Below are 12,885 nucleotides of genomic sequence, written 5' to 3'. Positions count from 1 at the left end.
TGTGATCACCCTCTCCCTCGCCGAGGTCGCCGAAATCGTCGGCGGGCAGTCGCACGACATACCGGATCCGACCGCCGAGGTCACCGGCCCCGTCGTCACCGACTCCCGGGCCGTCGCCCCCGGCGCCCTCTTCGTCGCCTTCGCCGGTGCCAACGTCGACGGCCACGACTACGCCGCACGGGCCGTGGCCGACGGCGCCGTCGGCGTCCTCGCCACCCGTCCCGTCGGCGTGCCCGCCGTCGTGGTCCCCGACGTCACCGCGGCCCTGGGCGCCCTCGCGCGCCACGTCGTGGAGCGCCTGGGCGCCACCACCGTCGCGCTCACCGGATCGGTCGGCAAGACCGGCACCAAGGACCTCATCGCCCAACTCCTGTCGCGCAAGGGCCCGACGGTCTACCCGGCGGGCAACCTCAACAACGAGATCGGGCTGCCGCTCACCGCGCTGCGCGCCGACGCCGCCACCGAGCACCTGGTGCTGGAGATGGGCGCCCGCTACGTGGGCGACATCCGTTACCTCACCGAGCTCGTACCGCCGCGGATCTCCCTCGTCCTGAACGTCGGCACCGCCCACATCGGCGAGTTCGGCGGCCGGGAGCGGATCGCCGAGGCCAAGGGCGAGATCGTGGAGGCGCTGCCCGAGGACGGCGTGGCCGTGCTCAACGCGGACGACCCCCTCGTACGGGCCATGGCGGCGCGCACGAAGGCCCGCGTGGTGACCTTCGGGGAGTCGGACAACGCCGACATCCGTGCCGAGAACGTGCGTCTCACCCCGCAGGGGCAGCCCGCGTTCACGCTTCACACCCCCACCGGGTGCAGCGATGTGACGATGCGGCTGTACGGTGAGCACCACGTGTCGAACGCGCTCGCCGCGACCGCCGTCGCCCATGAGTTGGGCCTGCCCGTCGACGAGATCGCCAGCGCGCTCTCCGAGGCAGGTAACCTCTCCCGCTGGCGCATGGAGGTCACCGAGCGTCCGGACGGCGTGACGATCGTCAACGACGCCTACAACGCGAACCCCGAATCCATGAGGGCGGCGCTGCGCGCGCTTGCCGCCATGGGCAAGGACGCACGGAGCCGGGGGGGACGCACGTGGGCGGTGCTCGGTCTGATGGCCGAGCTCGGGGACGAAGCACTCGCCGAGCACGACGCGGTGGGACGGCTCGCCGTCCGACTCAACGTCAGCAAGCTCGTCGCAGTCGGGGGCAGGGAAGCGTCCTGGCTGCAACTGGGCGCATATAACGAGGGTTCGTGGGGTGAGGAGTCGGTGCACGTGTCCGACGCTGAGGCGGCGGTCGACCTGTTGCGCAGAGAGTTGCGCCCGGGAGACGTCGTGCTGGTGAAGGCATCCAGGTCGGTCGGGCTTGAGCGGCTTGCCCAGACGCTGGTCGATGACGGGGCAGCTCCTTCGGATGGGCAGGGTGCCGCTCGATGAGGCAGATCCTCTTCGCGGGGGCCATCGGGCTCTTCCTCACGCTCATCGGCACGCCACTGCTGATCAAGCTGCTGGCGCGCAAGGGGTACGGGCAGTTCATCCGGGACGACGGCCCGCGCACCCACGGCAGCAAGAAGGGCACGCCCACCATGGGCGGCATCTCCTTCATCCTGGCCACCCTGATCGCGTACGCGCTCGCCAAGGTGATCACCGGGGAGCCGGTCACCTTCTCCGGTCTGCTCGTCCTCTTCCTGATGGCCGGCATGGGCCTGGTGGGCTTCCTGGACGACTACATCAAGATCGTCAAGCAGCGTTCGCTGGGTCTGCGGGCCAAGGCGAAGATGGCGGGACAGCTCATCGTCGGCATCGCCTTCGCGGTGCTCTCGCTGCAATTCGCCGACCAGCGCGGCAACACCCCGGCCTCCACCAAGCTCTCGTTCATCACGGACTTCGGCTGGGCGATCGGCCCGGTGCTGTTCGTGGTCTGGGCGCTGTTCATGATCCTCGCGATGTCGAACGGCGTGAACCTGACCGACGGTCTGGACGGCCTGGCCACCGGCGCGTCCGTGATGGTCTTCGGCGCGTACACCTTCATCGGCCTCTGGCAGTTCCAGGAGTCCTGCGCCAACGCGCTGTCGCTGACCAACCCGGAAGCCTGTTTCGAGGTGCGGGATCCGCTCGACCTCGCCGTGGTGGCCTCCGCGCTGATGGGCTCCTGCTTCGGCTTCCTGTGGTGGAACACCTCACCCGCGAAGATCTTCATGGGTGACACCGGCTCCCTGGCCCTCGGCGGCGCGCTCGCGGGCCTCGCGATCTGCTCCCGCACCGAACTGCTGCTGGCCATCCTCGGCGGCCTCTTCGTCCTGATCACCATGTCCGTGGTCATCCAGGTCGGCTCGTTCAAGATGACCGGCAAGCGGGTCTTCCGCATGGCGCCGCTCCAACACCACTTCGAACTAAAGGGGTGGTCAGAAGTCCTTGTGGTGGTCCGGTTCTGGATCATCCAGGGCATGTGCGTGATCGTCGGTCTCGGACTCTTCTACGCGGGCTGGGCGGCGGACAAGTGAGCACGTGCGAGGAGCTGTCGGGCAAGCGGGTCACCGTCGCCGGTCTGGGGGTCTCCGGGATCCCCGCGGCGAAGGTGCTGCACGGCCTCGGGGCGCACGTCACGGTCGTCAACGACGGCGACGACGAGCGCGCCCGGGCCCAGGCCGCGGAGCTGGCGGACTGGGCTGCGGCGCGCAGCGCCTCCGACAAGGGCGGTGGGCGACGGGCGGGCGGGATCTCCGTCCGCCTCGGCGACGGGGACACCCTGCCCGACGGCACCGAGCTGATCGTCACGGCCCCCGGCTGGCGGCCCGACAAGCCGCTGTTCGCCGCGGCCGAGAAGGCCGGCGTGGAGGTCTGGGGCGACGTCGAACTGGCGTGGCGGCTGCGGGAGACCGGATCGGGACGGGCCCCGGCCCCCTGGCTCGCGGTCACCGGCACCAACGGCAAGACCACCACCGTGCGCATGCTCGCCGCCATCCTCGAAGCCGCGGGCCTGAAGACGGCCGCCGTCGGCAACATCGGCGTCTCGCTCCTCGACGCCGTCCTCGGCGAGGAGGAGTACGACGTCCTCGCCGTGGAGCTCTCCAGCTACCAGCTCCACTGGGCGCCCTCGCTGCGCGCCCACTCCGCCGCGGTGCTCAACCTGGCCCCCGACCACCTCGACTGGCACGGCTCCATGGCGGCGTACGCCACGGACAAGGGCCGGATCTACGAGGGCAACGAGGTCGCCTGCGTCTACAACGTCGCCGACCCGGCGACGGAGGACCTGGTGCGCGAGGCGGACGTGGTGGAGGGCTGCCGCGCCGTCGGCTTCACCCTCGGCACCCCCGGCCCCTCGCAGCTCGGCGTCGTCGACGGCATCCTCGTCGACCGGGCCTTCGTCGAGAACCGCCGGGAGCAGGCGCAGGAGCTGGCGGAGGTCGCCGACGTCGACCCGCCCGCCCCGCACAACGTCGCCAACGCGCTGGCCGCGGCGGCGCTGGCCCGGGCCTACGGCGTACCGGCGTCCGCGGTACGGGACGGGCTGCGCGCCTTCCGGCCCGATCCGCACCGCATCGAGAAGGTCGCGGAGGTCGCGGAGGTCACCTACGTCGACGACTCCAAGGCGACCAACACCCACGCGGCCGAGGCGTCGCTGGCGGCCTATGACCCGATCGTGTGGATCGCCGGCGGCCTCGCCAAGGGCGCGACCTTCGACGAGTTGGCGGCGCGCGCAGCGGACCGGCTGCGCGGGGTCGTCCTGATGGGCGCCGACCGCGCCCTGATCGCGGCGGCCCTGGCGCGACACGCACCCGATGTGCCGGTCGTGGACCTCGACCGGACGGACACTGGGGCGATGGCGGCGGCGGTCCGCGAAGCGGCGCGGCTGGCGGAGCCGGGAGACACCGTCCTGTTGGCCCCGGCCTGCGCCTCGATGGACATGTTCGCCAATTACAACAAGCGGGGCGAGGCGTTCGCGGCTGCGGTCCGTACCCTCGCCGCCGAGCGCGCCTGACCGGCCCGACCTCCGCGCGCTGGCAGGGCGCCGGGCCCGACTGGAGGGGACTGCGCCGATGCGAATGCCGGACCTGACGCGGTGGTACGGCGGGCCCGCGCCCGCCGCCGCGGGAGCGAGTGCCGGCCGGGCCGCGGGCACGGCCCTGCGGAGCCGTACGACCGGGGCCGTGCGCGGCCCGCGGGCCGGCGGCACCGGCCGGCCCGGGCGGTCGTCGGGGACGCCGCGGCCCCCTCGCTGGCGGGGACCCCGACGGCTGTACGAGCGGGCGCGCCGGGCCTGGGACCGGCCGCTCACCGCGTACTACCTGATCCTCGGGAGCAGCCTGCTGATCACCGTCCTCGGACTGGTGATGGTGTACTCCGCGTCGATGATCAAGGCGCTGGAGCTGTCGCTCCCGGGCTCGTACTTCTTCCGCAAGCAGTTCCTCGCCGCCGTCATCGGCGCCGGGCTGCTGCTGCTCGCCTCCCGGATGCCGATCAAGCTGCACCGGGCCCTGGCGTACCCCCTGCTGATGGTCACCGTGTTCCTGATGGTGCTGGTGCAGGTGCCGGGGATAGGGGTTTCGGTCGGCGGCAACCAGAACTGGCTGTCGCTCGGCGGCTCGTTCCAGCTCCAGCCCAGCGAGTTCGCCAAGCTGGCGCTGATCCTGTGGGGCGCCGACCTCCTGGCGCGCAAGCAGGACAAACGGCTGCTGGCGCAGTGGAAGCACCTGCTGGTGCCGCTGGTGCCGGTCGCGTTCATGCTGCTCGGGCTGATCATGCTCGGCGGTGACATGGGCACCGCGATCATCGTCTCCGCGGTCCTCTTCGGCCTGCTGTGGCTCGCCGGGGCGCCCACCCGGCTCTTCGCGGGCGTCCTCGGGGCCGTGGTCCTCGTCGGCTTCTTCCTGATCAAGACCAGCGCGAACCGGATGTCCCGGCTGGAGTGCATCGGCGCCATCGACCTGGGACCCAAGGGGGAGTGCTGGCAGGCGGTGCACGGGATCTACGCCCTGGCCTCCGGCGGATGGTTCGGTTCCGGACTCGGGGCAAGTGTGGAAAAATGGGGACAACTCCCGGAACCGCACACGGACTTCATCTTCGCCATCGCCGGCGAGGAACTGGGCCTGGCGGGGACGCTGTCGGTGCTCGCCCTGTTCGCGGCTCTAGGCTATGCGGGTATCCGCGTGGCCGGACGCACGGAGGACCCCTTCGTGAGGTACGCCGCGGGAGGCGTGACCACCTGGATCACGGCCCAGGCCGTGGTCAACATCGGTGCGGTGCTCGGTCTGCTGCCGATCGCCGGGGTCCCGCTCCCGCTGTTCTCCTACGGAGGGTCCGCCCTGCTGCCGACCATGTTCGCGATCGGGTTGCTGATCGCCTTCGCGCGCGACGAGCCCGCCGCGAAGGCCGCCCTGGCGGTGCGTACGCCAGGCGTGAGATGGAAGACGATGAGACGGCGCGTCACCAGGCGTCCGTCCGGAGAGCGGTGAATTTCGGTGCATGTCGTACTCGCCGGCGGGGGGACCGCCGGCCACATCGAGCCCGCGCTCGCGCTCGCTGACGCCCTGCGCAGGCAGGACCCGACCGTGGGCATCACGGCCCTGGGCACGGAACGCGGCCTGGAGACCAGACTGGTGCCCGAGCGCGGTTACGAGCTGGCCCTGATCCCGGCCGTACCGCTGCCCCGGAAGCCCACCCCGGAGCTGATCACCGTCCCGGGCCGGCTGCGCGGCACCATCAAGGCCGCCGAGCAGGTCCTGGAGCGCACCAAGGCCGACTGCGTCGTCGGCTTCGGCGGATACGTCGCCCTGCCCGGGTACCTCGCCGCCAAGCGTCGCGGCGTGCCGATCGTCATCCACGAGGCCAACGCCCGCCCCGGCCTGGCCAACAAGATCGGCTCCCGCTACGCCGCCGCGGTCGCCGTCGCCACCCCGGACAGCAAGCTGCGCGGCTCCCGCTACATCGGCATCCCGCTGCGGTACTCCATCGCCACGCTGGACCGCGCCCGGATGCGGCCCGAGGCGCGCGCCGCCTTCGGCCTCGACCCCAATCTGCCGACCCTGCTGGTCTCCGGCGGCTCCCAGGGCGCGCGCCGCCTCAACGAGGTCGTCCAGCAGGTCGCGCCGGTGCTCCAGCGCTCCGGGATCCAGATCCTGCACGCCGTCGGCCCGAAGAACGAACTGCCGCGCGCCGACAACATGCCCGGAATGCCGCCGTACATCCCGGTACCGTACGTGGACCGGATGGACCTCGCGTACGCCGCTGCCGACATGATGCTCTGCCGCGCGGGCGCGATGACCGTCGCCGAACTCTCCGCCGTCGGGCTCCCCGCCGCCTACGTCCCGCTGCCGATCGGCAACGGCGAGCAGCGGCTGAACGCCCAGCCGGTGGTCAAGGCGGGTGGTGGAGTGCTGGTCGACGACGCCGAACTGACCCCCGAGTGGGTCCAGGGCAACGTCCTTCCGGTGCTGGCCGACCCGCACCGGCTGTACGAGATGTCCCGTGCAGCCGCCGAGTTCGGCCGCAGGGACGCCGACGAACTCCTCGTCGGCATGGTGTACGAGGCGATCGCGGCCCGCCGCTAGGGCCTCGCTCGTGGATCGGGCCCGGGGGTGACCCGGGCCCGGGTCGGAAGGAGACCCGGAGCGTGGCCGGACCCACCACTGCCGACCGCGGTGTGAGCAAACCGTCAGCGGGCGCGTCCGGGCCGCCGCCCGGGCGCCGGTTCGCCGGCCTCGCTCGCCTCCGCGGCCGGTTCAGCCCCCGTACGCTCCTGCTGCTCGTCGTCGCCCTCGCGCTCGGCGGGGGGATCGTCTGGGCGCTGTACGGCTCCTCCTGGCTGCGGGCGGAGCGGGTGGAGGTCTCCGGCGTCGGCGTGCTCACCCCCGAACAGGTAAGCGGGGCCGCGCGGGTGCCGCTGGGCTCGCCCCTGGTCTCCGTCGACACGGACGCGGTCGAGGACCGGCTGAAGAAGCGGCTGCCGCGGATCGACTCGGTGGAGGTGTCCCGTTCCTGGCCGGACGGCGTCGTGCTCGACGTCACCGAGCGGAAGCCGGTCCTCCTCCTCGAAGAGGGCGCGAAGTTCGTCGAAGTCGACGCGAAGGGCGTCCGGTTCGCGACGTCGACCACGCCGCCGAAGGGCGTCCCCCGGCTCGCCCTGGACGTCGCCGACGCCCCCAGTCTCGGCCGGTTCGGCCCGGACCGGCTGGTCGCCGGCGCGGTGCGGGTCAAGGGCGACCTGCCGAAGGCGGTCGCCGCGGACACGCTCAAAGTCGCAGTCCGTTCATACGACTACATCACCTTGGAGTTGACGGGGGGACGGACCGTCGTCTGGGGCAGCCCCGAAGGAGGCGAGCTCAAGGCCCGTGCCCTGACCGCACTCATGAAGGCCGCGCCGAAGTCCCGCGACTTCGACGTCAGCGCTCCCACCGCGCCCGCGGTGGCCGGGAGTTGACGCACACCTGCCCCGCCCCGGCCCCCTGGGTGGTGCGCGCAACGGCTGATCACATAGGGTGAAAAGAAAAACGGGAGGTTCGGCGTGTTCGTTGAACGTGCGCCGCTCGCCGACTTAGTGTCCTGTTCGGAAGAGTCCAGCGGACAGACACTCTGGTAACCCTAAACTTCAACGTTAGGGTTCGGGTCGGCGTTACGGACCGTCCCATCGGCATCCGTCGTCGCGGCGCGCGAAGCAGACCACGACGACACGTATTTCGAGGCGAGAGGCCTTCGACGTGGCAGCACCGCAGAACTACCTCGCAGTCATCAAGGTCATCGGTGTCGGCGGCGGTGGTGTCAATGCCATCAACCGAATGATCGAGGTCGGCCTCAAGGGCGTTGAGTTCATCGCGATCAACACCGATGCGCAGGCCCTGTTGATGAGCGACGCCGACGTCAAGCTCGACGTCGGCCGCGAACTCACCCGGGGCCTCGGCGCCGGCGCCAACCCCGCCGTCGGCCGCAAGGCCGCCGAAGACCACCGCGAGGAGATCGAGGAGGTCCTCAAGGGGGCCGACATGGTCTTCGTCACCGCGGGCGAGGGTGGCGGCACCGGCACCGGCGGCGCTCCCGTCGTGGCCAACATCGCCCGCTCGCTGGGCGCCCTGACGATCGGTGTGGTCACCCGACCCTTCACCTTCGAGGGCCGGCGCCGCGCCAACCAGGCCGAGGACGGCATCGCCGAGCTGCGCGAAGAGGTCGACACCCTCATCGTCATCCCGAACGACCGGCTGCTGTCCATCTCGGACCGTCAGGTCAGCGTGCTGGACGCGTTCAAGTCCGCGGACCAGGTCCTGCTCTCCGGCGTCCAGGGCATCACCGACCTCATCACCACCCCGGGTCTGATCAACCTCGACTTCGCCGACGTCAAGTCCGTGATGTCCGAGGCGGGCTCGGCCCTGATGGGCATCGGCTCGGCCCGCGGCGACGACCGCGCGGTGGCCGCGGCCGAAATGGCGATCTCCTCGCCGCTGCTGGAGGCGTCCATCGACGGCGCCCGCGGGGTCCTGCTCTCCATCTCCGGCGGCTCCGACCTCGGTCTCTTCGAGATCAACGAGGCGGCGCAGCTGGTGAGCGAGGCAGCCCACCCCGAGGCGAACATCATCTTCGGCGCGGTCATCGACGACGCGCTCGGCGACGAGGTGCGGGTCACCGTCATCGCCGCCGGCTTCGACGGCGGTCAGCCGCCCGCCCGCCGGGACACCGTCCTCGGCTCGTCCTCCGCCAAGCGCGAGGAGCCGGCGCCGGCGCCGTCCCGCCCGGTCGAGACCGCCCGCCCCACCTCGTCCCTGGGCGCGGTGCCCGTCCGCGAGGAGTCCCCGGTCGAGCCCGCGCCGGTGCCCGAGGCCAGCACGCAGGCGCCCCAGGTCCCGCCGACCCGCACCTACAGCGACACCTCGGCCGAGGAGCTGGACGTACCGGACTTCTTGAAGTGACCGTGCGGCACGACGCGATACACGAGAGCGGCGCGCACTTCGCCTTCACCGACCGGTGGGGCGGGGTGAGCGCCGTTCCGTACGAAGAGCTGAACCTCGGCGGCGCGGTGGGCGACGACCCCGCGGCCGTCCGCACCAACCGGGCGATCGCCGCGAAGGAACTGGGGCTCGACCCCGAGGCGGTCGTCTGGATGAACCAGGTCCACGGCCGGGACGTAGCCGTGGTCGACGGCCCGTGGGGCGAGGGCCCGATCCCCGCCGTCGACGCGGTGGTCACCGCCCGACGCGGGCTCGCCCTCGCCGTGTTGACCGCGGACTGCACCCCCGTCCTGCTCGCCGACCCCGTCGCCGGGGTCGTCGGCGCCGCCCACGCGGGCCGCCCCGGCACGGTCGCGGGCGTGGTGCCCGCCGCCGTCGAGGCGATGGTGTCCCTGGGCGCGCGGCCCGAGCGGATCCTGGCCCGCACCGGCCCCGCGGTCTGCGGCCGGTGCTACGAGGTGCCGGCCCCGATGCGGGCGCAGGTGGCCGAAGTCGAACCGGCCGCGTGGTCCGAGACGAGCTGGGGCACCCCGGCCGTGGACGTCACCGCCGCGGTGCACGCCCAACTCGCCGCGCTCGGGGTCACGGGCCGTCAGCAGTCCGACGTCTGCACCCTGGAGTCCCGGGACCACTACTCGTACCGCCGCGACCGCGTCACCGGGCGGTTGGCCGGATACGTCTGGCTCGCGGAGTCGGACGACCCTGGGGCAGGAGAGGCATGACGGACCGTCGGAGCGAACTCGCCGCAAACCTCGCATCGGTGGAGGAACGTATCGCCGCTGCCTGTGCGTCAACCGGGCGCAAGCGGGAGGAAGTGACGCTGATCGTCGTCACCAAGACCTATCCCGCGAGCGATGTGCGGATCCTCCACGAACTCGGTGTACGCCATGTGGCGGAGAACCGCGACCAGGACGCGGCGCCGAAGGCGGCCGAGTGCGCCGACCTCGACCTCACCTGGCACTTCGTCGGACAGTTGCAGACCAACAAGGTCCGCTCCGTCGTGCGCTACGCCGACCTGGTGCAGTCGGTCGATCGAGTAAGACTTGTCACAGCGCTCTCCGCCGCGGCGGAGCAGGCCGGCCGCGAGGTCGGCTGTCTGATCCAGGTCGCCCTCGACGCCGAGGAAGGCGCCGTCCGCGGAGAGCGCGGCGGCGTCGCACCCGACGGAATCGAGGAGTTGGCGGACGCGGTCGAGGCCGCGCCGGGGCTGCGCCTCGGCGGGCTGATGACCGTCGCGCCGCTGGCCGGACCCCTCGCGGGCCGGCCGGGGGCCGCCTTCGAGCAGTTGGTGGAATTCTCATCACGCCTGCGCGCGGGGCATCCTGCTGCAACGATGGTGTCCGCGGGGATGAGTGGTGACCTCGAAGATGCCGTGGCTGCGGGGGCGACACATGTGCGCGTCGGCACCGCGGTACTCGGAGTCCGTCCCCGGCTCGGGTAACGTCGCGAAGCAGGTCGGACCACAGCAGAAAATATGGTCATTCCCGCCAAGAAGCGGGCATGCCACGTGGATCGCGGACACTTGGTGACACTTGCAACAACGGCGAGACGGCGATCCACCTCAGAGCGGAGGACTCAGAGCATGGCCGGCGCGATGCGCAAGATGGCGGTCTACCTCGGCCTCGTGGAGGACGATGGCTACGACGGCCGGGGCTTCGACCCCGACGACGACTTCGAACCCGAGCCGGAGCCCGAGCGGGACCACCGGCGGCACCAGCCGCCGCACCAGTTGGAGCGGGAGGAGCCGGTGCGCGCGGTGCAACCCCCGGCGCAGCGCGAGCCGGTGGCGCACGCCCCTTCGCTCCCCGCGGAATCCGGACGCCCGGCGCGCATCGCCCCCGTGGCATCCATCACACCAGAACGTCCGAGCCTGGAGAAGAACGCACCGGTGATCATGCCCAAGGTCGTGTCCGAGCGGGAGCCGTACCGCATCACCACACTGCACCCGCGGACCTACAACGAGGCCCGTACCATCGGGGAACACTTCCGTGAGGGCACCCCGGTGATCATGAATCTGACCGAGATGGACGACACCGACGCGAAGCGACTTGTCGACTTTGCCGCGGGACTGGTCTTCGGCCTCCACGGGAGTATTGAACGGGTGACTCAGAAGGTCTTCCTCCTCTCGCCTGCTAACGTCGATGTCACGGCGGAGGACAAGGCCCGTATCGCAGAGGGCGGATTCTTCAACCAGAGCTGAGACACGACATCGGGACGAACCCGACCGCGCAGGTCGGGGGCACGTGAGCACAGGGGAGAGGGAAGCGCGGAATGGGCGTCGCACTAGAGGTGGTCTACATCGCGCTGGTGTGCTTCCTGGTCGTGCTGGTCTTCCGGCTAGTCATGGACTATGTCTTCCAGTTCGCCCGTTCATGGCAACCCGGGAAGGTGATGGTGGTCATCCTTGAGGCCACCTACACTGTCACCGATCCACCGCTCAAGCTTCTTCGGCGGTTCATCCCGCCGTTGCGTCTCGGGGGCGTGGCACTAGACCTGTCCTTCTTCGTTCTGATGATCATCGTCTACATCCTGATCTCCATCGTGGGAAAGTTCGCTGGATGAGCGGGGTAACTGTGGACGATACGGTCTTGCCGACTGCCGACGACTACGTAGAGGTGAAGAAGAGATGCCGCTGACCCCCGAGGACGTGCGGAACAAGCAGTTCACGACCGTTCGCCTCCGAGAAGGCTATGACGAGGACGAGGTCGACGCCTTTCTCGACGAGGTGGAGTCCGAACTGACCCGCCTGCTTCGCGAGAACGAGGACCTGCGCGCCAAGTTGGCCGCGGCGACCCGAGCGGCGGCGCAGAACCAGCAGCAGGGCATGCGCAAGGGGCCGGAGCCGCAGGACGCACGGCCCGGGGCCCCGGTGCCCGCTGCCATATCCGGACCCCCCGTCCAGCAGCAGCCCCCGCAGCAGATGGGTCCGCCCCAACTGCCCGGTGGAGCACCGCAGCTGCCGGCCGGTCCCAGCCACGGCGGCCCGATGGGCGGCCCCGGCCCGATGCAGGGTGGCCCCGGTCCCATGCAGGGCGGCCCCATGGGCGGTCCGATGGGCCAGATGCAGGGCGGTCCCATGGGCGGCCACCCGCAGCAGATGCCCGGTCAGGGCGGTCCCGGTGGCGACAGCGCCGCCCGGGTCCTCTCCCTGGCGCAGCAGACCGCCGACCAGGCGATCGCGGAGGCCCGTTCCGAGGCCAACAAGATCGTCGGCGAGGCGCGTTCGCGCGCCGAGGGCCTGGAGCGGGACGCCCGCGCCAAGGCCGACGCCCTGGAGCGGGACGCCCAGGAGAAGCACCGCGTCGCGATGGGCTCGCTGGAGTCCGCCCGTGCCACGCTGGAGCGCAAGGTCGAGGACCTGCGGGGCTTCGAGCGCGAGTACCGCACCCGGCTGAAGTCCTACCTGGAGAGCCAGCTGCGCCAGTTGGAGACCCAGGCGGACGACTCGCTGGCCCCGCCGCGGACGCCTGCGGCGGCCTCGCTGCCGCCGTCGCCGTCGATGGCTTCGGCCGGTGCCCCCTCCATGGGCCACTCCATGGGCGGTGCCCCGTCCATGGGTTCGTCGATGGGCGGCAGCCCGTCGTACGGCGGGCAGCAGCAGATGGCTCCCGCGATGACCCAGCCGATGGCTCCGGTCCGCCCGCAGGCGCCGCAGCCGATGCAGCAGGCGCCCTCGCCGATGCGCGGTTTCCTGATCGACGAGGACGACAACTGATCGCCGAACGATGACGACTCGGTCGTCGGCAGTCAGTCCCAAGGGCCGGGCCCGGACACACTCTGTCCGGGCCCGGCCCTTTGGCCGTGCCCTGCGGATGCGGATACGGCTGGTGCTGGTGCGACGAAGGCCCCGCCCTCGTGAGGCGAATTCCAGGGGTCGTCGCAACACAGTGATCATCTGGCTGTTGCCAGGAGCTTAGCGAGGCGCTCGGCTGGGGTTTCCCAGCCGAGCGTTTT

At 71.1% G+C, this 12,885-nt stretch carries 12 protein-coding genes; all 12 read left to right on the top strand.

The window, feature by feature from the left end; translation table 11 throughout:
• Window position 1 precedes the first annotated feature (1 nt).
• The 12 genes from murF to AB0E05_RS19820 all read left to right on the top strand — a co-directional run bounded on the left by murF (window position 2) and on the right by AB0E05_RS19820 (window position 12,646).
• The gene (murF, locus tag AB0E05_RS19875) at window positions 2–1,432 is read left to right on the top strand and encodes a UDP-N-acetylmuramoyl-tripeptide--D-alanyl-D-alanine ligase (protein ID WP_361965155.1); all 1,431 of its coding nucleotides are present in this window, start codon (window positions 2–4) and stop codon (window positions 1,430–1,432) included.
• Window positions 1,429–2,499: a phospho-N-acetylmuramoyl-pentapeptide-transferase gene (gene mraY, locus AB0E05_RS19870; protein ID WP_361542365.1), complete on the top strand. Its 1,071-nt coding sequence runs from the start codon at window positions 1,429–1,431 to the stop codon at window positions 2,497–2,499. The genes murF and mraY overlap by 4 nt, the downstream gene beginning before the upstream one ends.
• Window positions 2,496–3,977, top strand: coding sequence for a UDP-N-acetylmuramoyl-L-alanine--D-glutamate ligase (gene murD, locus AB0E05_RS19865; RefSeq protein ID WP_361965154.1), 1,482 nt, complete (start codon window positions 2,496–2,498; stop codon window positions 3,975–3,977). Before mraY ends, murD begins: the two co-directional genes overlap by 4 nt.
• A gap of 58 nt (window positions 3,978–4,035) precedes the next feature.
• Window positions 4,036–5,451, top strand: coding sequence for a putative lipid II flippase FtsW (ftsW, locus tag AB0E05_RS19860; protein ID WP_361965151.1), 1,416 nt, complete (start codon window positions 4,036–4,038; stop codon window positions 5,449–5,451).
• A 6-nt stretch (window positions 5,452–5,457) separates the two neighbouring features.
• Window positions 5,458–6,546, top strand: coding sequence for an undecaprenyldiphospho-muramoylpentapeptide beta-N-acetylglucosaminyltransferase (murG, locus tag AB0E05_RS19855; RefSeq protein ID WP_361965149.1), 1,089 nt, complete (start codon window positions 5,458–5,460; stop codon window positions 6,544–6,546).
• Between the two features lie 62 nt (window positions 6,547–6,608).
• Window positions 6,609–7,415 carry an FtsQ-type POTRA domain-containing protein gene (locus AB0E05_RS19850; protein WP_361965147.1) on the top strand — a complete coding sequence of 269 codons (807 nt, stop codon included), beginning with the start codon at window positions 6,609–6,611 and terminating at the stop codon, window positions 7,413–7,415.
• Window positions 7,416–7,692: 277 nt separating this feature from the next.
• Window positions 7,693–8,892 (top strand): cell division protein FtsZ, encoded by a 1,200-nt coding sequence (gene ftsZ / locus AB0E05_RS19845; RefSeq protein WP_361965145.1) that lies wholly within the window; start codon window positions 7,693–7,695, stop codon window positions 8,890–8,892.
• Complete coding sequence (gene pgeF, locus AB0E05_RS19840) at window positions 8,889–9,653, top strand: peptidoglycan editing factor PgeF (protein WP_361965143.1); 765 nt, start codon at window positions 8,889–8,891, stop codon at window positions 9,651–9,653. Before ftsZ ends, pgeF begins: the two co-directional genes overlap by 4 nt.
• On the top strand, window positions 9,650–10,372 hold the full coding sequence (locus tag AB0E05_RS19835; protein ID WP_361965141.1) for a YggS family pyridoxal phosphate-dependent enzyme: 723 nt from the start codon (window positions 9,650–9,652) through the stop codon (window positions 10,370–10,372). Before pgeF ends, AB0E05_RS19835 begins: the two co-directional genes overlap by 4 nt.
• A gap of 141 nt (window positions 10,373–10,513) precedes the next feature.
• Window positions 10,514–11,131, top strand: a complete 618-nt coding sequence (sepF, locus tag AB0E05_RS19830; protein ID WP_361965139.1) for a cell division protein SepF — start codon at window positions 10,514–10,516, stop codon at window positions 11,129–11,131.
• A gap of 71 nt (window positions 11,132–11,202) precedes the next feature.
• Window positions 11,203–11,493, top strand: a complete 291-nt coding sequence (locus AB0E05_RS19825) for a YggT family protein (RefSeq protein WP_361965137.1) — start codon at window positions 11,203–11,205, stop codon at window positions 11,491–11,493.
• Window positions 11,494–11,557: 64 nt separating this feature from the next.
• The gene (locus AB0E05_RS19820) at window positions 11,558–12,646 is read left to right on the top strand and encodes a DivIVA domain-containing protein (protein WP_361965135.1); all 1,089 of its coding nucleotides are present in this window, start codon (window positions 11,558–11,560) and stop codon (window positions 12,644–12,646) included.
• Window positions 12,647–12,885 lie beyond the last annotated feature (239 nt).

This window comes from Streptomyces sp. NPDC048057 (assembly GCF_040653095.1).
Lineage (GTDB): Bacteria > Actinomycetota > Actinomycetes > Streptomycetales > Streptomycetaceae > Streptomyces.
Note: the sequence above shows the minus strand (reverse complement) of the source record. Positions and strands in the feature narration are given on the sequence as shown.

Bases quoted from the DNA above. Each gene is read 5' to 3' on its own strand.
- ftsW (WP_361965151.1), top strand. From the start codon at position 4,036: ATGCGAATGCCGGACCTGACGCGGTGGTACGGCGGGCCCGCGCCCGCC.
- AB0E05_RS19835 (WP_361965141.1), top strand. From the start codon at position 9,650: ATGACGGACCGTCGGAGCGAACTCGCCGCAAACCTCGCATCGGTGGAG.
- AB0E05_RS19820 (WP_361965135.1), top strand. From the start codon at position 11,558: ATGCCGCTGACCCCCGAGGACGTGCGGAACAAGCAGTTCACGACCGTT.
- sepF (WP_361965139.1), top strand. From the start codon at position 10,514: ATGGCCGGCGCGATGCGCAAGATGGCGGTCTACCTCGGCCTCGTGGAG.
- mraY (WP_361542365.1), top strand. From the start codon at position 1,429: ATGAGGCAGATCCTCTTCGCGGGGGCCATCGGGCTCTTCCTCACGCTC.
- AB0E05_RS19825 (WP_361965137.1), top strand. From the start codon at position 11,203: ATGGGCGTCGCACTAGAGGTGGTCTACATCGCGCTGGTGTGCTTCCTG.